This window comes from Caldinitratiruptor microaerophilus (assembly GCF_025999835.1).
Classification (GTDB): domain Bacteria; phylum Bacillota; class Sulfobacillia; order Symbiobacteriales; family ZC4RG38; genus Caldinitratiruptor; species Caldinitratiruptor microaerophilus.
The window spans coordinates 1999613-2021305 of record NZ_AP025628.1; the positions used below are offsets into that span (position 1 = coordinate 1999613).

16 protein-coding genes and 1 riboswitch are annotated in these 21693 nt (G+C 71.3%); of the genes, 5 read left to right on the forward strand and 11 right to left on the reverse strand.

Features of this window, described 5'->3' with window-relative positions; translation table 11 throughout:
- Positions 1–330: 330 nt before the first annotated feature.
- Positions 331–2871, forward strand: coding sequence for a cation-translocating P-type ATPase (locus caldi_RS09690; protein WP_264841567.1), 2541 nt, complete (start codon positions 331–333; stop codon positions 2869–2871).
- Here the strand turns inward: caldi_RS09690 and thiC are convergent.
- From thiC to caldi_RS09705, 3 genes are all read right to left on the reverse strand, one after another.
- A complete protein-coding gene (gene thiC / locus caldi_RS09695) occupies positions 2862–4565 on the reverse strand; it encodes a phosphomethylpyrimidine synthase ThiC (RefSeq protein ID WP_264841568.1) in 1704 nt (567 codons plus the stop codon). The two genes, caldi_RS09690 and thiC, sit on opposite strands and share 10 nt — an antisense overlap.
- Positions 4566–4673: 108 nt before the next feature.
- Positions 4674–4788, reverse strand: a riboswitch (TPP riboswitch).
- A 112-nt stretch (positions 4789–4900) separates the two neighbouring features.
- Positions 4901–6238, reverse strand: coding sequence for a DUF3794 domain-containing protein (locus tag caldi_RS09700; RefSeq protein ID WP_264841569.1), 1338 nt, complete (start codon positions 6236–6238; stop codon positions 4901–4903).
- A 220-nt stretch (positions 6239–6458) separates the two neighbouring features.
- Entirely contained in the window at positions 6459–6710 is a 252-nt protein-coding gene (locus caldi_RS09705; RefSeq protein WP_264841570.1) for an RNA recognition motif domain-containing protein, read from the reverse strand.
- A gap of 152 nt (positions 6711–6862) precedes the next feature.
- Here caldi_RS09705 and caldi_RS09710 point away from each other — a divergent pair, with 152 nt between their 5' ends.
- Both caldi_RS09710 and caldi_RS09715 read left to right on the forward strand, forming a co-directional pair.
- Positions 6863–7744 (forward strand): 3-hydroxyacyl-CoA dehydrogenase family protein, encoded by an 882-nt coding sequence (locus caldi_RS09710; protein ID WP_264841571.1) that lies wholly within the window; start codon positions 6863–6865, stop codon positions 7742–7744.
- Positions 7745–7765: 21 nt separating this feature from the next.
- Positions 7766–9016, forward strand: a complete 1251-nt coding sequence (locus tag caldi_RS09715; protein WP_264841572.1) for an acetate/propionate family kinase — start codon at positions 7766–7768, stop codon at positions 9014–9016.
- On the opposite strand, the gene caldi_RS09720 is transcribed toward caldi_RS09715, so the two are convergent.
- The 8 genes from caldi_RS09720 to caldi_RS09755 form a co-directional block, all read right to left on the reverse strand.
- Positions 9000–9884, reverse strand: coding sequence for a DMT family transporter (locus caldi_RS09720; RefSeq protein WP_264841573.1), 885 nt, complete (start codon positions 9882–9884; stop codon positions 9000–9002). The genes caldi_RS09715 and caldi_RS09720 overlap by 17 nt on opposite strands.
- Before the next feature lie 147 nt (positions 9885–10031).
- Positions 10032–11285 carry a D-alanyl-D-alanine carboxypeptidase family protein gene (locus tag caldi_RS09725; RefSeq protein WP_264841574.1) on the reverse strand — a complete coding sequence of 418 codons (1254 nt, stop codon included), beginning with the start codon at positions 11283–11285 and terminating at the stop codon, positions 10032–10034.
- 40 nt (positions 11286–11325) lie between these two features.
- Positions 11326–11997, reverse strand: coding sequence for a pyrroline-5-carboxylate reductase family protein (locus tag caldi_RS09730; RefSeq protein WP_406568079.1), 672 nt, complete (start codon positions 11995–11997; stop codon positions 11326–11328).
- A gap of 174 nt (positions 11998–12171) precedes the next feature.
- Positions 12172–13803: a bacillithiol biosynthesis cysteine-adding enzyme BshC gene (gene bshC / locus caldi_RS09735; protein WP_264841576.1), complete on the reverse strand. Its 1632-nt coding sequence runs from the start codon at positions 13801–13803 to the stop codon at positions 12172–12174.
- Between the two features lie 14 nt (positions 13804–13817).
- A complete protein-coding gene (gene selD, locus caldi_RS09740; protein ID WP_264841577.1) occupies positions 13818–14870 on the reverse strand; it encodes a selenide, water dikinase SelD in 1053 nt (350 codons plus the stop codon).
- A 5-nt stretch (positions 14871–14875) separates the two neighbouring features.
- Complete coding sequence (selA, locus tag caldi_RS09745) at positions 14876–16300, reverse strand: L-seryl-tRNA(Sec) selenium transferase (RefSeq protein WP_264841578.1); 1425 nt, start codon at positions 16298–16300, stop codon at positions 14876–14878.
- A 493-nt stretch (positions 16301–16793) separates the two neighbouring features.
- On the reverse strand, positions 16794–17939 hold the full coding sequence (locus caldi_RS09750) for a hypothetical protein (protein ID WP_264841579.1): 1146 nt from the start codon (positions 17937–17939) through the stop codon (positions 16794–16796).
- A gap of 4 nt (positions 17940–17943) precedes the next feature.
- Positions 17944–19287: a cytochrome ubiquinol oxidase subunit I gene (locus caldi_RS09755; protein WP_264841580.1), complete on the reverse strand. Its 1344-nt coding sequence runs from the start codon at positions 19285–19287 to the stop codon at positions 17944–17946.
- A 182-nt stretch (positions 19288–19469) separates the two neighbouring features.
- Here caldi_RS09755 and caldi_RS09760 point away from each other — a divergent pair, with 182 nt between their 5' ends.
- Together caldi_RS09760 and caldi_RS09765 are read left to right on the forward strand one after the other, a co-directional pair.
- The gene (locus caldi_RS09760) at positions 19470–20531 is read left to right on the forward strand and encodes a DUF1464 family protein (RefSeq protein ID WP_264841581.1); all 1062 of its coding nucleotides are present in this window, start codon (positions 19470–19472) and stop codon (positions 20529–20531) included.
- 13 nt (positions 20532–20544) lie between these two features.
- Entirely contained in the window at positions 20545–21678 is a 1134-nt protein-coding gene (locus caldi_RS09765) for a pyridoxal-phosphate dependent enzyme (RefSeq protein ID WP_264841582.1), read from the forward strand.
- The last annotated feature ends 15 nt before the right edge of the window (positions 21679–21693 follow it).

A 21693-nucleotide genomic window follows, 5' to 3' on the forward strand; every position in this document is an offset into this window, starting at 1 on the left:
TCAACAATTATGCAAGCGGGTTAGGGAAAACGCTTTTCAGCCCATGAGGGTAACGGGAATTCGGTATTCCGTCACCTGGATTCCAGGCTGCCGGTGGTGGAATGCGGGCCAGAGGCACCACCAGGACAACAATTGTGCCCAGCGGACGAACCGAACCGGATCAAAACCTGTCCCGGTCCCCTCTCAGCTCCGTCGCGAGGCCTCCTCCCGAAAGCCAACCCACGACCGGCGGTCCCGGCTGGGTGGTCTACAATAAGGGGTGTCGCGGCCGTCCCGCCGTGCGGAACACGCACCCCCGAGGACACACGCGTGCAGAGGATGTGGAAAACCGTGGCACTCGGAACCGGGTCGAGCCCCCCCGCCGGCACTCCTGCTCCCGCCGGGCCACCGCCCGAGCGGGGGCTGACCGAGAGGGAAGCGCAGGAGCGGCTCAAACGTCACGGCCCCAACCGCACCGAGGTCCCCCGGGCAGTCCGGTTCGGGGCCATCTTCCTCGAGGAAATCCGGGAGCCGATGATCCTCCTCCTCCTCGCCGTGGCCGCCGCCTACTCCGTGTTCGGCGAGGTAGGCGAGGCCCTGACCGTTCTGGCCATCATCGCCGGAATCGTCCTGGTGGAGGTCTGGACGGAGTACCGGGCCAAGAGGGCGGTGGCCGCGCTCGCGGCCCTCAGCGCGCCCGTCGCCACCGTCATCCGGGACGGCGCCGCGCGCCAGATCCCGGCCGAACAGGTCGTCCCGGGCGACATCCTCGTCCTCCGGGCGGGGATGCGGATCGCCGCCGACGGCATCCTCCTGGAGGCCAGCGACCTGGCCGCCGACGAGTCGGCGCTGACCGGCGAGTCGGTCCCGGTCGAGAAGGCCGCGGCCGACCCGGTCTTTCGAGGCACCGCCGTCGTCCGGGGCGAGGGCGTGGCCCGCGTCGCGGCGACAGGCCTCGAGACCGAGCTGGGGCGGATCACGGGCCTCACCCGGGCGGCCCGGCCCCCTCGCACTCCCCTCCAGAAGATGATGAAGGCCCTCAGCCGCACCCTGGCTGCCGTGGCCCTGGCCTTCGCCGTCCTCATCCCGCTGCTGCTCCGTCGGACGAGCGCCCTGCCGTGGCCGCAGGCCGTCCTGACGGGTCTCAGCCTGGCGTTCGCCACCATCCCGGAGGAACTCCCCATCCTGGTGACCATGGTCCTGGGTCTGGGCTCCCTCCGCCTGGCCCGGGAGCGGGCGCTGGTGCGGCGCCTGCAGGCGGCGGAGACGCTGGGCCACGTGACGGCCATCGTCACCGACAAGACCGGGACGCTGACGGAGAACCGCCTGCGCCTGGTGACCGTCGAACCCGTCGCTGCGGGCGGGGAGCAGCTGCTGGCCCGGGCCGCGCTGCGCAGCGTCGGGATCGATCCGTCTCGCGGTCCGGGACCGGGCAAGGAGCTGAGCGACCCTATCGACCGCGCGATCTGGGAGGCGTTCGGCCCCGGCGCGGCGGCGGCGCCGGGCTCCGACGGCGCGGCCGGGAGCCTGGGCATGCTCGTCCGCCGGCTCCCGTTTCACCCGGAGCGGGGCTGGTCCGGTGCCGTCTGGCGAACGGAAGAGGCGGAATACCAGGCGGTGAAGGGGGCGCCGGAGGCGGTGCTGGCGCTGGCCGGTCCCGACCCGGGACCGGATCCCGGGACGCTGCGGCGGCGGGTCGACGCGCTGGCCGGCGCCGGGCACCGGGTCCTGGCGGTGGCCGAGAACGGAAGGGTGCTGGGCCTTCTCGCCTTCGCCGACCCTCTCCGTCCGGAGGCGGCCGCCGCCGTCAGGGCAGTCCGGCGGGCCGGGGTGCGGGTCGTGATGGCGACGGGCGATCACCCCGCCGTCGCCCGGGCGATCGCCGGGCAGATCGGGCTGGACACGGGCCGGGTCCTGACGGGGGCCGACCTCGACCGCCTGGACCCGGCCGGCTGGGACGAGGCCGTCCGTACCGTGTCCGTGTTCGCCCGCATCACCCCGGAGCACAAGCTGCGCATCGTCGAGACCCTCGAGCGCCGGGGCGAGGTCGTGGCCATGACCGGCGACGGGGTGAACGACGCGCCGGCGCTCAGGGCTGCGGACATCGGGGTGGCGATGGGGCAGGGCGGCACGGACGTCGCCCGGGAGGCGGCCGGCCTCGTCGTGACGGACGACCGCTTCGCCACCCTCGTCACCGCGATCCGGGAGGGCCGGACGCTCTTCGCGAACCTGCAGAAGGCCGTCCGCTACTACCTGGCCGTCAAGGTGGCCCTCATCGCCGCCATGCTGGTCCCGGCGGCGCTGGGGTGGGCACCGCCCTTTCCGCCGATCCTCATCGTGCTCCTGGAGCTCTTCATGGACCTGGCGGCCTCGACGGCGTTCGTGATCGAGAAGCCGGAGGGGGAACTCATGGAAGAGCCGCCACGGGACCCGAAGCGCGCGCTGCTCGACCCGCTGATGGTACGGGGGATCCTGACCGGCGGCCTGCTCTTGGCGGCCGCCGTCCTGACCGCGGCCGAGGGCGCTGCGCGCCGGGCGGGCGGGGATGCCGCCAGCACGGCCTCCGTGCGGGTCTCGGCGGCCTTCGTCACGTGGATGCTCGGGCACGTGATCCTGGCCTTCGCGATGCGGACCCTGCGGCTGCCGCCCTGGCGAGCCGGGCTCTTCGGAAACCCGGTGATGAGCCTCTGGGCCGCGGGGGTGCTGGCGACAGGCCTCGCCGTGACCACCCTGCCCGCCCTCCGGCGCACCTTCGGGACCGCCCCGCTCCCGCCCGCCGGCTGGGCCTGGACCCTGGGCGCGCTGGCCGGACTGGTGGCGGCGCTGGGCGTCATCGGCCCCGCCGCCCTCTGGCGGCCCGGGCCACAGGCACAGGCCAACCCTCAGCGGTAGATCTCGCTCCCGCCTTCCCGGAATTCCTTGGCTTTCTCCACCATCCCTTCCCGTATGGCCTCCTCGGCATCCAACCCTTTTTCTCGGGCGTACTCCCAGATGTCCTGGGTGATGCGCATGCTGCAGAACTTGGGGCCGCACATGGAGCAGAAGTGGGCGGTCTTGGCCGGCTCGGCGGGCAGGGTCTCGTCGTGGTACTCCCGGGCCCGCTCCGGGTCCAGCGACAGGTTGAACTGATCGTACCAGCGGAACTCGAACCGGGCCTTCGACAGGGCGTCGTCCCAGTACTGCGCCCGGGGATGCCCTTTGGCGAGGTCCGCGGCGTGTGCGGCAATCTTGTACGCGATGACGCCCTCGCGCACGTCGTGCTTGTTCGGCAACCCCAGATGCTCCTTGGGCGTCACGTAGCACAGCATGGCCGTACCGAACCATCCGATCATGGCGGCCCCGATGGCAGACGTGATGTGATCGTACCCCGGAGCGATATCGGTGGTCAGGGGCCCCAGCGTGTAGAAGGGCGCCTCGTGGCAGATCTCCATCTGGAGATCGACGTTTTCCTTGATCTTGTGCATGGGGATGTGGCCGGGGCCCTCGATCATCACCTGCACGTCGTGCTTCCAGGCGATCTCCGTCAGCTCGCCCAGGGTGCGCAGTTCGGCGAACTGGGCCTCGTCGTTGGCGTCAGCGATGGAGCCCGGCCGGAGACCGTCGCCCAGGGAGATGGCGACGTCGTACGCCCGGCAAATCTCGCAGATTTCTTCAAAGTGGGTGTAGAGGAAGTTCTCTTCATGGTGGGCCAGGCACCAGGCGGCCATGATGGAGCCGCCCCGGGAGACGATGCCCGTCACCCGCCGGACCGTGAGCGGGATGTACCGCAAGAGCACCCCGGCGTGGATGGTCCAGTAGTCCACCCCTTGCTCGGCCTGCTCGATCAGGGTGTCCCGGTAGACCTCCCAGGTCAGGTCTTCCGGCTTGCCCCCCACCTTCTCCAGCGCCTCGTAGATGGGGACCGTGCCGATCGGCACCGGGGAGTTCCGGAGGATCCATTCCCGGGTGGCGTGGATGTCCCGGCCGGTGGAAAGGTCCATCACCGTGTCCGCGCCCCAGCGGATGGCCCACAGCAGCTTCTCCACTTCTCCTTCGATGGAGGAAACCACCGCGGAATTACCGATGTTGGCGTTGACCTTCACGTGGAAGTGGCGGCCGATGATCATCGGCTCCAGTTCCGGGTGGTTGATGTTGGCGGGAATGATGGCCCGGCCCCGTGCCACCTCGTCCCGGACGAACTCGGGCGAGACACCTTCCCGGATGGCGACGAACTCCATCTCCGGGGTGACGATCCCCCGGCGCGCGTAGTGCATCTGGGTCACCGCACGGCCCTGTCGGGCCTTCAGCGGGCGCCGCGCCCCCCGGGGACCCGCGCACTCCTCCACGTCCTGCCGCTCCAGGATCCAGGCTCTCCGCAGGGGCGGCAGGCCCCGGTGCAGGTCCACCACGTAATCGGGGTCCGTGTAGGGCCCGCTCGTGTCGTACAGGCGCACCGGCGGGTTCGGCCGCTCGCCGCTCGGGGTGCGCGTGGGGTTCAGCGCCACCTCCCGGAAGGGAACCCGCAGGTCGGGACGTGACCCCTGGACGTACACCTTGCGGCTGCCGGGGAAGGGCCGGATGAGAGGTTCGCTCGCGAGATTCACCACGGGAACTCCTCCTTCGCGATGCGTTCAACCGGCATACCGCGGCGGAAGGTCCCTGACCGGACACCGTACAGCAAAAATCCGACACCGTAGGTGTCGGAAGAACGAACGTGCATTCGACCGACGCTTCCCTACGCTGGTATGATCCAGATCAGGTTCCGAGGGTACAGGCCCTCATCGCGGCCTGTTCTCAGCCCACGCTCCGTGGACACCCCTAGCGCCTGGGTATGCGGTTTGTTCAACGGAATTCTGCACGCCCGGCGTGATTCCTGCCCGTGCGGGAATTCGGTGTGGCACCCCGGAACACGTCCGGCACCCCTGGGGGGTGCCGGGTGGCGTCACAGGGTGAACTGCGGTAGCGTGGTCTGCATCGGCACGGTGCGGACGTGGATCTGCTGGTCTTCCGACACCGAGGCGACGATCTGGATCACGGTCTTCTCGGCCAGCTTGCAGAACACCGGCACCTCGTCCTCCCGGTCGCCGAAGCGAAGCCCGCGCTCCGACGTGGCAGGGTCGATCAGGTGCCACGAGATGTGCTCCACCATGCCCGACACCGTGCAGGTCATGCCGGGCTGCGCGCCGGGGACCTCGACGAAGGTCGTGAAGGGGATCTCCTCGGCCTGGTGGTGGACGATGTCGTCCGACCCGACGAAGAAGATCTGCTTGTGCAGGTTTCCCTGCACGATGACCTTGTTCGAGATGACCTCGCAGGTGAGATCGGCGAGGCGGGCCTGGATCTCATGTACCTTCTGGGCGGCGATGGAGAGCTCGACCACGCTCTCCACGAGCACCTGCCGGGTTCCGGAGGCCACCACCCGCCGGCAGACGGCGAGCGGGCCGGTTATGTCCTCGGCGACGTTCACGTCGATGGTCTCGGTCACCTTCACGAAGACCGAGAGGATCACCCGCTGGCGGACCTGGGTGGCGCTCGTCAGGAAGCGGTCGACACGGATGAGCTGCGGGCGGATCTGGACGTTGTGGCCGGGGCGGGCGCCGGGGATGACGACGGCGCCGGTGAAGGGCACCTTCTCTTCCTGGTGGAACTCCTCGTTGTTCGTGGCGATGTAGAAGATCTGCTTGTCGAGCGTACCCTGGAAGATGACCTGATCGTCGCTGACCTCGGCCGTGATGCTCTCCAGGCTCACCCGCACATCGCGGATCTTGATGGCCTCGCGCTCCAGGGTCACCACGTTCTCCACCGGGACCACCTGGGTGGCCTCGCCCACCACGAGCTCGGCCTTGCACAGGGGGCCGGCGGGGTCGAGCACCACGTTCACCTGGCAGTCCTCCGTCACCTTCACGAAGAACTGCAGAATCGCACGCTGCGTCAGCTCCTGCATGTCCACCAGGCTGTGGCTGAGCTTCGCGATCCGCCCCTGCACCCGGGCACCCATGCCTGCCTGGGCGCCGGGGACGTCGACGAACACCGCGAAGGGCACGTCTTCCGCCTGGTGGTGAACCCGATCGTCCTCGCCGACGAAGAAGATCTGCTTGTGGAGCGTCCCCTGGACCATGACCTGGCCGTCGAGGACGTCCGCGCTCAGGTCGATGAGCCTCGCCTGGATGTCGGCGATCTTCTTGGCCCGCTTGTTCAAGACGATGCGGGACTCGACGGAGGCCTCGCCGGTGTTCTCTCCGACGACGCACTCGAGCTTGAGAAGGCGGGTCTCTGGCAAGTGCCTCGTTCCCCCTTCCTCGCTGGGAATCGGCCGGGGGCCGCGCCGTCCCGCCCGCCGGGCCCGGGACGCGGGCTTAGCCCGCCTTTTCTACAGCATGATATGAGGGGGCAGGAGGCCCGGTGATCGCGCGCAGGCCCCGGGCAGGCGGGGTGCCTGCCCGGGGTCGGGTCCGCGGCTGCCGGAGCGTCCGGATGCCGGCCGCGGGGTATCGGCGCCCTCAGCGGCGCTGGTTCTGGGCGACGTTCACGGTGATCTCCCGGCCGCCCAGCAACTGGCCGTTCATGGCGGAGACGATCCGGTCGGCGTCCTCGTCTGCGACCTCCACGAAGCCGAAGCCGCGGGAGCGCCCGCTCTCCCGGTCGGTGATGATCCGGGCGGAATGAACGGTCCCGTGCGCGGCGAAGGCGCGGCGAAGCTCCTCCTCCGTGGTGGCCCACGGAAGGTTGCCGACGTACAGGGTCGTGGTCACTCGGTTCACCTCGCTTTGCCTGGCCGTAGTGTGCGGCCCTCCGCCCGGAAACATGCGAGGGAGGCAGCCGTCCCGCAGCAGGGGGCTCGGATGCACGGGACAAATTAACTAGGCCGTGGGAAATGCTCGGAAGCGGAGGAGGAGACCTGGCCTTGCACGGCATCAAGACGATCGGCGTGGTGGGGGCCGGGACGATGGGCCGCGGCGTGGCGGAACTGGCCGCGACGAAGGGGTTCGAGGTCATCGTCATGGACAACTCGCCGGCGGCGCTTCAGCAGGCTCCCCGGCTGATCGACGTCGCGCTGAGCCACCAGCTGGAGAAGTGGGCCATCACGGAGGCGGAGATGCGGGTGATCCGCGGCCGCATCCGGTTCACCGAGCACGTGGCCGACCTCGTGGGGGCCGACCTGGTCGTCGAGTGCATCGTCGAGGACCTCGGCGCAAAGCGAGAGCTCTTTCGCACGCTCGACCAGGTCTGCCGCAAGGAGGTGATCCTGGCCACCAACACCTCCACCCTCTCCGTGACGGAGATGGCGGCTGCCACCTACCGGGCCGACCGCTGCATCGGCCTGCACTTCCTGCAGCCGGTGACCCGCACCCGGGTGGTCGAGGTGGTGCGAGGGCTCCGAACCAGCAACGACACGGTGGCGACCTGCATGGCCCTCCTGGAGGACCTGGACAAGGTCGGCGTCGAGGTGTACGAGTCGCCGGGGTACATCACCACCCGGCTCATCGTCCCGCTGATCAACGACGCGGCCAACCTGGTCATGGAGGGCGTGGCCACCGCCGAGGCGGTCGACACCGCCATGCGGCTCGGCTTCCACATGGAGCGGGGACCGCTGGAGATGGGTGACCGCACGGGGCTCGACACGCTGCTGGTGATGCTCGAGCGGCTCTGGCAAGAGTACGGCGACCCCCGCTACCGGCCCTCCCCCTACCTCCGCAAGCTCGTCCGGGCCGGCCAGACCGGGGTCGAGGCCGGGCAAGGCTTCTTCCGGTACGACGCGAACGGGAACCGGATCCCGGAAAAGTAGGCCCACGGGGAGGGCGAACGCTTGAAGGTCCTGGTCATCAACAGCGGCAGTTCGACGATCAAGTACCAGCTGATCGAGATGGACACGGAACAGGCGGTGGCGGCTGGCAGGGTCGAGCGCATCGGCTACGACGACGCCCAGCACCAGCACCTCGTCGCGCCGGGCGTCCTGCCCCACAAGCCGGACGGGTACGAGTTCCGCGAGGTCGCCCCCGTGCTCGACCACACGGCGGCCATCCGCCGGGTGCTGGCGGCGCTCACCCACCGGGAGATCGGCGTGGTGCGCGACGCCACCGAGATCGCGGCGGTGGGCCACCGGGTCGTGCACGGCGGCGAGAAGCTCACGCGGTCGGTCCGGGTCACCGAGGAGGTCAAGCGCGAGATCCGGGCCACCTTCGACCTGGCTCCCCTCCACAACCCGGCCAACCTGCTGGGCATCGAGGCGACCGAGTCCCTCCTGCCCGGGGTGCCGCAGGTCGCCGTGTTCGACACCGCGTTCCACGCGACGATGCCACGCGTCGCCTACCTCTACGCGCTCCCGTACGTCATCTACAAGCGCCACCGGGTGCGCCGCTACGGCTTCCACGGAACCTCGCACCGCTACGTCTCCCGGCGCCTGGGCGAACTGCTGGGCCGCCCGTCGCTCGAGGGCTTGAACGTGGTCACCTGCCACCTGGGCAACGGGGCCTCGGTGTGCGCGGTGAAGGACGGCCGGTCCGTCGACACCTCCATGGGCTTCACTCCGCTCGAGGGGCTCATCATGGGCACCCGCAGCGGCGACGTCGACCCCGGCGCCCTCCCTTACATCATGGCACGGGAGGAGCTCACCCCCGCCGAGCTCAACTCGATGCTCAACAAGCACAGCGGCCTCCTCGGCATCTCCGGCATCAGCGGTGACTTCCGGGAGATCGAGGAGGAGATGGAGCGAGGCGACAGCCGGGCCCGGGAAGCCTTCGAGATGTTCGAGTACCGGCTCCGCAAGTACATCGGCGGCTATGCCGCCGCCATGGGCGGGCTCGACGCCATCGTCTTCACGGGGGGCATCGGGGAGAACTCCTGGCGGCTGCGAGGGGCGATCGTCCGGAACCTGGCCTTCCTGGGCCTCGAACTGGACGAGGACGCCAACGTGGCGGGTCGGGGCGAGCGCCGCATCACCACCGAAGGCTCGCGCGCCAGCGCCTGGGTGATCCCGACCAACGAGGAGCTGGTGATCGCCCGGGACACCCTGGCGACGGTGCAGGAAGCGGAACCGGCCGCTATCCCCGGGCGGTGACGATGCACCCGATCACGACCCCCAGGCCGCCCAGGAGCTGAAGCCACGTGAGACGCTCGCCGAGGATGAGCGACCCCAGGAGCAGCGTCCAGACGGGGATCAGGTTCTGGAAGGTGCTCGCCGTGGTGACCTCCACCCCCTCGAGCCCCCGGTACCAAGCCCAGAAGCCGGCGGCACCGCCCAGGATGGCCATGTAGAGGACCGAGGCCCAGCCCGCGGCGCTCATGCCGAGCCCGTCGCGCCAGACGTGGACCCCGGGCAGGAGGGAGACGGCGAGGAAGCCGGCAAAACCGGTGACCGCCGCCATGGCGGTCGCCACGAGAGGGCTGTGCCGCCTCATGACCTCCTTGCCGAGGAGCGTGTACACCGCCCAGCAGCAGGTGGCGCCGAGGGCCAGGAGGTCGCCCACCAGGCGCTGGGCCGGCGGGGTGCCGGGCAGAGGCCTGCCCGCCAGCACGACGGCGGCCAGGCCGGCCACCGACAGCAGGATGCCGCCCACCCGCACCGGACCCAGCCGTTCTCCCCGGAACTGCCAGCCCAGGATCCCGCCGACCACCGGCGAGGCGGCGAGCATGAGGGCGCTCTCGGACGCGCTGGTGAAGTGCAGGCCGGAGAAGAGGAAGAGGTTGAAGCCGAACACCCCGGTGAGGCCCAGCAGGGCGAAGTCGCGCCAGTCGGCGGCGCGGTAGCGGAGGGAGCCCCCGCTGAGGCGCACCAGGAGCACGAGCACCGCGCCCGCCACCAGGAAGCGCCAGGTCGCCAGGGTGAGCGGGCTGACCTCGCGCAGCCCGAACTTCGCCACGACCTGCGTGCCGCCCCAGAAGAGCGTCGCCAGCGCCAGGAACAGGTAAGACGGCAGCCGGTTCATTCCGGCATCCTCCGTTCCGCAGGGCCCTTCGTTTCTCTGCAAGTCTTTCGCCTTCCGTGAGTTTGGTCCTGCGGCGGACAGTTGAGGAAACGCACAGGACCCGGCGGGCTCCACCGGAGACCCGCCGGGTCCGGTTCGGGTACGCTCTCACTTCGTGAAACGGGCGAGCAGACTGCGCAGTGCCAGGCGGAGCGAGTCCCAGATCCGCTTGAAGAGGCCTCCCGGGGGCACCTCGTCCTTGGCCACGAGCGGCACCTGCCGGATCGCCTTCTCGCCCAGGAAAAGCGCCGCGCTCCCGAGTTCCTGGTCCTTGGCCACGGGCGCCACGACATCGGCCGGGGCCTTCACGGCCGCCACCAGCCGGCCCTCCTCGCCCTTGGGTACCGCCACCCAGACGTCGGCCGGCACCACCAGGTCGACCTGGTCCGCCTTCCCCTTCCACACGCGGACCGAGGCGACGGCTTCACCGGCCCGGTACTTGCGGATGGAGGTCCAGTTGTTGAACCCGTATTGGAGCAGCGCCTTGCCCTGCTGGGCGCGGGCCGCCTCGCTGGCGGTACCCAGCAGGACCCCGATGAGCCGCGTGTCCCCGACCTTCGCCGTCACCACGTAGTTGTAGCCGGCGGCCTCCACGTACCCGGTCTTGAGGCCGTCGACCGGCAGATCCTTGTCCCACAGGAGCCAGTTCCGGTTGTCCTGGGGGATGGTCGGCCGGCCGGCCAGCCGCCCGGGCAGGTTCTCCGGCTTCGGGTACTCGATGCGCTTCACCGAGTGCAGATCCCGCAGGACGTTGGGAAACTCGCGGATGTACCGGGCGGCCAGCGTCCCGATCTCCCGGGCAGTGGACACGTTCCCTTCCGACAGCCCGTGGGGGTCGACGAACCGGGTGCGGGTCAGGCCGAGGTCCTTCGCCTTGGCGTTCATGCGCTCCACGAAGGCGTCGACACTACCCGCCATGTGCTCGGCCAGCGCGATGGCCGCGTCGTTGCCCGAGGCCACGGCGATGCCCAGGAGGATCTCCCGGACGGTCACGTCCTGTCCCGGCTCCAGGAACATGAGCGAGGAACCCCGGAGGGCGGGGTTCTGCGACCACGCCCGCTCGCTGATGGCCACCTTCTCGTCCGGGCTCAGCTTGCCGTCGCGGATGGCCTCCTGGGCGAGGTAGAGGGTCATGATCTTGGTGAGGCTGGCAAGGGGCAGCGGCTCGTCGGCGTTTTTCTCGTAGAGGACCTCACCGGACTCGAAGTCGAGCAGGAAGGCCGACCGGGCCTCGGCGTCGTATGCGGGCTGGGCGTGAGAGCGATGTCCGGTGAGGAGGGTCAGGGCGGCGGTCAGAAAAGCGAGGAAGAACGGCAGGACCCGGGCAGCCCGCCTGTCCGGGCGGGATACGGTGTGTGGCAACAGAGAACCTCCCTGGGGATCCGCCCGGCCGCGGGGCCGGTCACGCCCCGCGCAGCCGCCGGATCACGTCCTGTACGAAGGGGCCGGCGTCCCCGTCCGAGAGGGACCGCATGACCCCCGGGGCGGTGGTCTTGATGGCGACGCGGATGAGTTCCGGTTCCAGGCCCAGCTCCTCCAGCCGGCGGCGCAGGCTCAGTTCCGCCTTGACCATCTCCTCGGCCACGGCGGTGTTGGCCAGCCGGACCTTCTCCTCGCTGTCCCGGATGACCGGGCCGAGCCCTCCGAGGATGCTCGCCAGAAGCTCCTCCTCCTCCGGGTTCACCCGGTCGAGAACGACGATGCCGGGCGAGCCGTGCGCCATCTCCCGGGCGTGGCCGATCACCTTGGCAGCCACGATCCGCAGGTCCGGGAAGCTCTCGGCGAGCTCCTCCGTGGGTACGTCCGTGGCCATGTTCACGACGATGGCGTCGCGATCCAGGTGCGGAGCCAGGTCCGACAACACGTTCGGGATCTCCGGCCCCGGAATGGCCAGCAGCACCACGTGGCAGCCCCGTACTGCGCTGAGCTGGTCGGAGGCGACGCCCCCCACCTCGTCCGCGAGCTGCACGGCCCGAGCCCTGCGCCGGGCGATGATGACCTTCCGGAAGCTTCCCGGAAGCCGGGCGGCCAAGAGGCTCCCCATCCGTCCGGCCCCGACGATGGCGACCTTCATCCTACCGCTCCTTTCCCCCGCGACCAGGCAAGCCCGGAGCACCCCCGCTGAGGCACAGGATGCCCGACCCCTGCCTGCCACAAACATACGCCGTTTGGGGGGCACATGCCAGCGGCCGATGAAGGCTACCCCTCAAATTGTAGCAGTAAACCCCGTCGCGTGCCACAATCCCTTTTACAGGTAAACGGCAAGGTGCTGCCACGGTTCCGGCAGGGGAAGGGTCTCGACCAGCCGGGTGACGAGATCCGGGCCGTACTTGACCAGGAAGTACACGACGTTCGCGTGCCGCTCCTGGAGCCGGCCGTGGGGCGCGAGGTGGGCGGACAGGCGGTCCAGCTGCCGCAGGTCGACCTCGCAGCGCTTGCGCAGCGCCTGCGCCGCCTTCTCCTGCAGGCGGTCGAGCTGGAACGCGATCTGCCGGCGGTTCTCGGCCGCCACCTGACGCAGTGACGGATCGAGCTGAACGAGGGTCTCCACCAGCGCGTCGTACTGGCGGTAGAACCCCTCGCGAAGCTCGCCGAACCGCACGCCGAGACCGATGCGGTCTTCCCGGTCCAGGACCTCCCGCCGCTTGGCCTCCAGTCCCCCGAACACGTCCCGGGGGCCGATCCCCTGCTTCTCCAGGTAGCGGGCCAGGGCCGGCTCCACCAGCGTGACCGACGTCCGGGGGTACACGGGCGGCAGTTCCCGGCCGAAGACACGGAAGACCTCACGCAGGACACCCATGTACTGGATCTCGCCGGGGCCGCCGACGTACGCGAGGTCGGGCAGGAGGAAGCCCTGGGCGACCGGGCGCGTGACCACGTTCGTGCTGAAGGCGGCCGGATCGGCCAGGGCGCGGGCGCGGAGTTCGGCCACCGTGCCGCCCACCTCCGGGCGGTCCCGGCCCCGGATCCGCTCCCCCTCCCCGACGAGGGGCACCCGCTCGCCGTCCGCGTACGCGAACAGGTTCACGGCCCCGGGTTGCCGCTCCACCGTCGGCTCGAAGCCCAGGCGCTGCCACGCGGCGAGCCCGGCCGCCAGCGCGGCGTCGACCTCCGGGTAGCGCTCGAGCGCCAGCGCGAAGAAGGGCGCCTCCAGGCGGCGCACCGAGGGCCAGAGGGGGTTGCAGAAGACAAGGGGGGTGTCCCGGAAGAGCCAGGCCATCAGCCGGGCGAACCAGTCGCCGAGGTCCGCCGCTTCCCCGGCCGCCTGCCGGAGACGGGCCAGGACGCCGGCTCGGAACTCCGTCGCAGGCAGCGCCTCTTCCAGCCGGTCCAGGAGGTCCCGGACGGCTGGCCCCGCCGGGAGATGCCCCACGGAGACCCGCCGGGGAGGCTGGCCGTCGAGCACGAGGCGGGTCCAGCCGTCGCCGGCGGGGAACTCCACCGGGGCGATCTCCTGGAAGTCGTGGTCCTCGCTTCCCACCCAGAACACCGGGACCACGGGCACCCCGAGGTCGTCTTCCTGACGCCGCGCCAGGTGGATGGCGGTCACGGCCTTGTAGATGGTGTAGAGCGGGCCCGTACACGCGCCCGGCTGCTGGCCGGTCACCACCGCCACGGCTCCGGGCTCGGCCAGCCGCCGCGCGGCGGCCAGCGCCGCCTGCCCCGCACCGATGCGGGCGTTCTCCGCCACGAGAGCGCGGGCCAGGGCGGCCCGGTCGGCCGCATAGGTCGCGTGCAGGTAACGAAGGCGCTCCCGGAAGCTCTCCGGGCGGAACGGATGATAAGGAAAGCGCTCCAGCACCGGCCCCTGCCCCGCCACGTACTGGCGGACGGCAGGGGCCGGGCCGAGCGCGACGCCGGGCACCGGTTCGACTCGCATGTACGTGCTCCTCGTCACGGCAGGACCTGGATGATGCCGGGGTGCTCCTCGGTGCACTCGCCGATGATCGCCGGCGCCGGAGCCCCGGCCTCCCGGAGGGCCGCCACCAGATCGCCGGCCCGGTGAGGCGCGATCGGGATCAGGAGCCCGCCGGAGGTCATGGCGTCGCAGAGGAGCGTTCGGATGGGTTCCTCGAGGGCATCGTCGTAGATGACCTTGTCCTCGAGCCACTTCCGGTTGTTCCGGCTGCCGGCGGGGAACACGTCCTGGCGGGCGTACTTCTCCGCCCCCGGCAGGAGGGGAACCCGGCCGGCGTGAATCCGCATGCCGACTCCGCTGGCGCGGGCCATCTCGGAGGCGTGGCCGAGGAGGCCGAACCCCGTCACGTCGGTCATCCCGCGGACCTCGAAGGCCAGGACGGTGTCCACCAGGTTGTTGAGGGTCGTCATGACCCGGATCGCTTCGGCGATCTCGGCCGGTTCGGCGAGTCCCCGCTTGATCGCCGTGTTCACCGTCCCGGTGCCGATGGGCTTGGTCAGCACCAGCTTGTCGCCCGGCCGGGCGCCGCCCTTCGTGCAGACGCAGGTGGGGTCGATCAGCCCCACGACGGCCATCCCGTACTTGGGCTCGGCGTCGTCGACGGAGTGGCCGCCCAGGATGATCACGCCGGCCTCCCGGGCCTTGTCGGCCCCGCCCCGGAGGATGTCCGCCAGCCACTCTCCCGGGAGCTTGCCGACCGGGTAGCCCACCAGGTTCAGGGCGACGACAGGCCGGCCGCCCATCGCGTAAATGTCCGACAGCGCGTTCGCCGCGGCGATCTGGCCGAAGGCGTACGGATCGTCGACGATCGGGGTGAAGTAGTCGACCGTCAGCACCAGCGCCAGGTCGTCGGTCAGCCGGTAGACCGCGGCGTCGTCGGGGTTGTCGAGGCCGACGATGACCTCCGCCGACGGCACCATCTGGGGCAAGTAGCGCAGAACCTGCGCCAGATCGGCAGGGCCGATCTTGCACCCTCAGCCGGCCTTGCTGGTCGTCTGGGTGAGGCGGATGCGCTCGCCCTCGGTCACCGCTGTCACCTCCCCTGCCCGGCGGCACGGGCCACGGCCGCGGCCACCAGGGGGATCTCGTCCGGCCAGAGCGTGCGCGGGTCGAGGAGGACCTCGCCCCGCTGGACCCGGGCCAGGACGGGCGGTTCGTGGGCCCGGAGCCCGGCCTCGACCTCGTGGGCCGGCCGGCCGGTGGGCTCCACGGCCACCAGCACGGTGGGGATCTCCACGCCCGGCAGCGATCCGCCGCCGACGGCCGAGAAGCCCTCGGCCAGGCGCACCCGGACGGCGTCACCGGCCTCCTGGCGGATGCGCGCCGCCAGGGCCTCGGCGACCGGCTGCAGGTCCTCCGGCCGCAGGGCGAGCATGCGCAGGATCGGGATCCGGGCGGCGGCCCGGTCGGGCTCGAGGTAGAGCCGGAGCGTCGCCTCGATCCCGGCGAGGGTCAGCTTGTCGACCCGCAGGGCCCGGGTGAGCGGGTGGCGCCGGCAGCGGTCGACCAGGGAGCGCCGCCCCACGATGAAGCCGCCCTGCGGGCCGCCCAGGAGCTTGTCGCCGGAGAACGTGACGAGGTCGGCGCCGGCGGCCAGGAGCTCGGGCATCGTGACCTCCGGCTCCAGGCCGAGCCGGCGGAGGTCGAGCATCACCCCGGAGCCCCAGTCGACCAGGAGCGGCAACCCGTGGCGGTGGGCCAGGGCGGCAAGGTCCGCCAGGGGCGGCGCCTCGGTGAAGCCGATCACCCGGAAGTTCGACTGGTGCACCTTGAGGATGGCGGCGGTCTCGGGCCGGAGGGCGTTCTCGTAGTCGCGCAGGTGGGTCTTGTTCGTGGTCCCCACCTCGACCAGGCGCGCCCCCCCCTGCACCATCACGTCCGGGACCCGGAACGAGCCGCCGATCTCGACCAGCTCGCCCCGGGAGACGATGACCTCCCGGTCCCGGCACAGGGCACTCAGCATCAGGAGCACCGCCCCGGCGCCGTTGTTGACCACCATGGCGGCCTCGGCGCCGGTCAGGCGGCACAGCAGTTCCTCCACGTGCGCGTAGCGGCTGCCCCGCTCGCCCGTGGCCAGGTCGAGCTCCAGGTTGTTGTACCGACCGGCCACCCGGACGATCGCCTCGATGGCTTCCTCGGCCAGGGGGGACCGGCCCAGGTTCGTGTGCAGCACCACGCCCGTCGCGTTGACGACGTGCCGCAGCCGCGGGCGCAGCCGGCGCTGCAGGTGCCGCTCGGCACGGCGCGCCAGCGCCTCGGGGCTGAGGTCCACGGCCTGCGCCGCCGCCTCGTCGGGCGCAGCCGCGATCTCCGCCCGGACCGCCGCCAGGACCTCACCCACGGCCTCGGTCACGAGTTCCCGGTCGTGCGCCCGGAGGAGGGCCTGCGCCGCCTCAGCGGACAGGATCTCGTTCACCGGGGGGATCTCCCGCAGCCGCTTCTGCTGCCATTCCTGCAAGGGCGCCCCTCCGCCCCTCTCACCGCTCGACCCCGCCTGCCGCCAGGGGCTCCTCGGTGGGGGAGCCCCTGGCGCGGCCGGACAGGAGCATTATAACACACTGGCAGCGCTCCCAACGGCGCAGGGGGGTGGCACCCGGCCATTCGCCCGGTCCTGGAAGCGCTTCCCACGGGGAATCCGCCGTCGCGCCCCCTGGTCTCGCTGCGGCTGCGCCTTCTGCTCGTGGCCCTCACGGTCGTCCTGATCGCGGGCTTGACCCTCCTGGACATCTACCCGCCCAACGTGACCAGGAACGCCGGCGGGCTCGCAGGGCCAATCTCATAGGCCCTCAACCCCGCGCAGGGGGCGCAGCCCGTGACCGGGCTGCGCTCCGGGACGCCGATTCAGGGCCGGAGGCGGCCGGACCGCCGGCGGGCACCACCGCAGGCGTGCCGTTCTCCTTCGCCGTACACCTGCTTGCGACACTCGGCCAGCACCCGCGCATCCGCCAAGGCTAGTCCCCCGGCGAGGGCTCCGGCTCCGGCGGGATCACACCCTCCCTCTCCCGGGCATACGGGAGCACCATCCAGACGACGGTACCGAGCGCCAGGACGAGGAACGCGGCGAACACCGCCATCAGACCCCACTGGGCGGCGACCTGCCAGCCCTCCGGGGGCAGGTACTGGACGGCCTGTGCCCGGCGGGCGACCTCCCGGAGGATCGCCGGGGGGGCGGCGGCCAGGGCCAGGACGAGGGCCCCGAGGAGGCCCGCGAGCCGGGCCTGTGGGCGCCCCGGCACGGCCAGGGCCAGCAGGACGAGGCCGAGCAGCGCGAGCACCGGCCCGGCCGCCAGCAGAACCGTGCCACCCGGCAGTGCGCCGATGGCCGCCCGGGCGACCTCGGGCAGGGTACGCCAGTACCACGGAGCCACGACCGCCTGGCCGCCCAGGCTCATCACCAGCACGGCGAGGCCCAGCTTGCGCCCCGCCCCGGCGTGGGCGGGAACGTCACCGGGCCGGCCGGCCCACGCCGCGTACGCCGCCAGGTAGCCGCCGGCGAGCGCGAAGGCCGCGAGCAGGGCGTGAAGGAAGCGGGGCGCGCCCTCGGCGCCGGCGGCCGGAAGGCCGAGCCCCCGCGGGTCGGCCGAGTAGACGGCCATCCACCGCTCCGGCTGCAGCATGAACGCGTAGCCGCGGCTGAACACCATCGCCACGACACCGACGAGCAGGGAGACGCCGAGCAGGATCCACGTGCGAGCCTGGCGGAGGCGACGCCCGGCCAGCGCCGCCACGTACATGCCGTAGTAGGCAAGGATGAGGAGCCCCAGGGTCGAGAGCCAGGGCCAGCCCATGAGGACCGTCGCCGGGTAGAACAGGTTGCCGTACAGGAGCTGGATGAAGAGGAGGGGCGCCACGCCCAGTGTGATGGTCGCCGGCATGGCCACCGGCAGGAGCCCCGCAAGGCGGTCGGCCAGCTCGCGGTAAGCGGGCCGCCTCCGGCCGAGCAGGTCGGACACCAGGGTCAGCACGCTGCCGCCCAGCACGGCGGCCATTGGCAGGACGTGGAGGAAGAAGGTGAGGACCAGGAGGCTCTCCAGGAGCCAGACAGGCGCCGGCAGCGGGAGCGCCTCGGCCCGCGGGATGGGCATCGACGCCGGCATGGACTTATTCACCTCCGGTGAGCGCGCCGGCCCGGGCGAGGGCAGGCTGCTGGGCGGAAGCCGTCTGTCCAGGCGGGTTCAACGAGAGGAGGTAGGCCACCAGTGCCTTGCGCTCCTCGTCGGTCCCCACCAGCGGCGGCATGAAACCCTTCAGCCGGTCCAGGTGCTGCAGGCCGGTGTCCAGGAGCTCCTCGTTCCATCCCGCCACGAGCGGCCGGATGCCGTTGTAGCCGTCGATGGTGTGACAGCTCATGCACTGCACCCGGAAGACCTCCCGGCCGGCGGTGAGCGGATCGGCCTCGGCGGCCGACTTCACCAGGCTCCACCGGGCCTCGGCGAGCACGCTCCGGCCCTGCATGGCGGGGATGTCCCGGGCGTAGAGGCCGTTCGAGTAGAGCACCCCGTACACCAGGTAGGGCTTGCGGATCCCTTCCCGGACCCACTCGGTGCCGCCGGTGGCGACCAGGCCGAGCGCCAGCACCACCGCGGCGGCGACCGGGGTCACGTGCTGGGCCCGTGCAAAGGCGCCGTAGCGGGCGTAGAAGAAGATGAGAGCCGATGCGGCGAGCGTGAAGAAGAACATCAGGCTGACCGGGGCCGCCCCACCGAGCACCAGCGCCCGGGCCGGGGCGGGCGCCACGGCGAGGAACCAGATGCTCGTGAGCGGCAGGGCGAAGAAGCCCGGCATGAGCCAGTAGGAGGCGAACCGCACCATCTCCTCCCGGACGCGGGCATCCCGGGCCACGGGCGCCGTCAGGAGGCCCCACAGGCCGGCCAGGGCGAGGCTGGCCGCCGTGCGGGCGAGCATCGACGGCACGTACCCGGGGTTGAAGAAGGCATGCAGCACGTTCCCCGTCTCCGGCCACCGTCCGGGGGTGAGCATGAAGGCGACGATGCCGCTGATGACGGCCAGGCTGAGCCATGCCGCGGCCGCGTAAATGGCCCCGGTGGCGACGTGGGTGCGGGGGCTCATCCGGTCCCACCCGTAGTAGTAGAGCAGGGCGGCGGCGATCTCGACGATGAAGAACGTCCACTCGATGGCCCAGAACCAGACGAAGTTGCGGATCAGCAGGGCGGTGCCGTGCGGGCTGACGAGGCCGATCGTGAACCAGATCCCGACCCCCGTCAGCGCCCCCAGCACGATCGTCAGGAGCAGGAAGATGCGGCTGTGGTAGCGCAGGTAGGCGAGCTGTTCCCTGTCGCCCTTGCGATGGGCGCGCCACTCGGCGACGGCGAGGAAGATGCCCCCGCCGACGGCAAACTGGGCGACGTACACGTGGACGATCGCCACGATCGCGATCAGCAGCCCGCCCCCGAGGCCGGGCAGCTCCCAGACCGGGTAGTTCACCCTACCACCCCCAGGCTTTGTTCCTGTGGTATCAAATTAAATCACGGTGTTGAGCCGGACAATGATTCGGCAGGCCTAATTTCCCGTGCGACAAAATAGGCGAACTGGAACGCCCGGCGCAGACCCCTGTCCGGCAGGATCACCCAGGCCTCTGCCGTATTCCTTGGCGGGGGTGGGGGGCGATGGTCCGGGTCCTGGGCGTCGACCCCGGCACGGAGAGCTTCGGCCTCTGCTGCCTCGAGGGTGGGGAGATGGCCTGGGAGGAGGAACTCCCGACGGCGGACCTCGGAGACGAGCCGGACCGCCTCCGCGAGCACCTGGCGGCCCGGGGACCGTACGAGCTGATCTGCGGGCCGTCGGGGTACGGTTTGCCGTGGCGACTCGCCCGGGATCTTGAGGAGGACGACATCCGCCTGGCGGCCCTCGTCCGGCCCGGTGACACCGGGAGCGGGGGCATCGGCGCGTTCACGCGGGTGCTCCGCAACCTCGCCCGACTGCCCTGGCCGGTCGTGCTCGTCCCGGGCGTCGCCCACCTGGCCACCGTGCCGTCGCACCGGAAGGTGAACCGGATCGACATGGGCACCGCCGACAAGGTGTGCGTCGCCGCCCTGGCCGTCGCCGACTGGGCCCGCCGTACGGGTCGGCCGTATGCCGCAGCCCGGCTGGTCGTCGTCGAGGTGGGGGCGGCGTTCACGGCGGTGATCGGCGTCGAGGGCGGCTGCATCGTCGACGGCCTGGGTGGTTCCAGCGGGGCACCGGGGTTCCGCTGCGGCGGCGCCATGGACGCCGAGGCCGCGTACTGGCTGGGGTCAGTCTCGAAGGCGACCGTGTTCTCCGGCGGCGTGTACCGGGTCGCCGGCCAGCCCGATCCGGACTGGCGGGGGTTCCTGGACGCGATCACGAGTGGTGCCGCCCCCGACCGCTACCGCCTCGCCTGGGACTGGTGGCTGGAGGGGATCGAGAAGGCGGTCGCGGCGGTGGCAGTGAACGTGGGTGAGCCGCGGGAGGTCGTCCTGTCCGGGCGGGTGGGGCTCGAACCCCCTGTCGCCCGCGCGCTGGCGGAGCGGCTCCGGCGGTACGGGGGGGTGGCGGAGCTCCGGCCCCGGGCGCGAGCCAAGGCCGCCGCCGAGGGGGCCGCCGTCATCGCCGACGGGCTGGCCGGCGGGCGGTACGCCGGGCTCGTCGAGGCCATGCGGCTCCGGGAGGCCGGCGGAACGGTCCTGGACCACCTCTACTACGGCTGAGGGAGGCGCCGGCATGGAGTTCGTCTGCAACTCGTGCGACCACCACCACCGCGGCGCCGACGCGCCCTGGCGCTGCCCCCGCTGCGGCGGGGCGTTCGACCTGCGCCTGGAGGTCGACCTCCGGCGGCAAGCCATCGAGACCGGCCCTCCGAACCTGTGGCGCTACGCCGGGGCCCTGCCCCCGGTGCCGCCGGAGGCCCGCGTGAGCCTGGGTGAGCCCGTGACGCCCCTGGTGGAGTCGACGTGGGCGGGCGTGCCGGTCCGCTTCAAGCTCGACTACCTCTTCCCCACGGGCTCGTACAAGGACAGGGGGAACGCCGTCTTCGTCAGCGTCCTGCGGGCGGCCGGGGTCAGCGCCGTGGTCGAGGACTCCTCCGGCAACGCGGGGGCATCGCTCGCCGCCTACTGCGCCCGGGCGGGCATCCGCTGCACCATCTACGCCCCGGCGGACACCTCCCCCGCGAAGCTGGTGCAGATCCGGGCATACGGGGCCGAGGTCGTCGCCGTGCCCGGGTCCCGCGCCGAGACCGCCCGGGCCGTGCAGGTAGCCGCCGAACGGACCTACTACGCCAGCCACAACTGGAACCCGATCTTCCTGCACGCCATGAAGACCCTGGCATTCGAGATGTGCGAACAGCTCGGCTGGCGGGCCCCGGCGGCCGTCGTGATGCCGTGCGGGTACGGGAGCGTGGTCCTCGGCGCGTACCTGGGGTTCCAGGACCTCGTGTCCGCGGGTCTCATCGACCGCCTGCCCCGGCTTGTCGCCGTCCAGGCCGCGGCCTGTGCGCCCCTGTACGCGGCGTACCGGGCGGAAGGCAGGGCGCCCGCGTGCTCGGGCCACACCCTCGCCGAGGGCATCGCCTGCGCCGAACCCGTCCGCCCGGAGCGGATCCTCGAGGCGATCCGGGCGAGCGGAGGCGAGGTGATCGCGGTCTCGGAGGACGAGATCCTGGACGGGCTCCGGGCGCTCGCGGCGCAGGGGCTTTACGTCGAGCCCACCTCGGCGGTCGTGGCCGCCGCCATGAGCCGCCTCGCCGGGGAAGGCCGGCTCGAGCCCGGCACCGTCGCCGTCCTGACCGGCAGCGGACTCAAGGCCACGGAGAAGTTGGTGAGGGTCCTGACGACCGGGACCCAGGTCCGTTTCTGAGCTCCGCCGACCCCG

Excerpts from the sequence above, each read along its gene's own strand:
- caldi_RS09720 (WP_264841573.1), bottom strand. The coding sequence starts at position 9,884 with ATGAACCGGCTGCCGTCTTACCTGTTCCTGGCGCTGGCGACGCTCTTC.
- caldi_RS09730 (WP_406568079.1), bottom strand. The coding sequence starts at position 11,997 with ATGAAGGTCGCCATCGTCGGGGCCGGACGGATGGGGAGCCTCTTGGCC.
- bshC (WP_264841576.1), bottom strand. The coding sequence starts at position 13,803 with ATGCGAGTCGAACCGGTGCCCGGCGTCGCGCTCGGCCCGGCCCCTGCC.
- caldi_RS09750 (WP_264841579.1), bottom strand. The coding sequence starts at position 17,939 with ATGCCGGCGTCGATGCCCATCCCGCGGGCCGAGGCGCTCCCGCTGCCG.
- caldi_RS09760 (WP_264841581.1), top strand. The coding sequence starts at position 19,470 with ATGGTCCGGGTCCTGGGCGTCGACCCCGGCACGGAGAGCTTCGGCCTC.
- caldi_RS09765 (WP_264841582.1), top strand. The coding sequence starts at position 20,545 with ATGGAGTTCGTCTGCAACTCGTGCGACCACCACCACCGCGGCGCCGAC.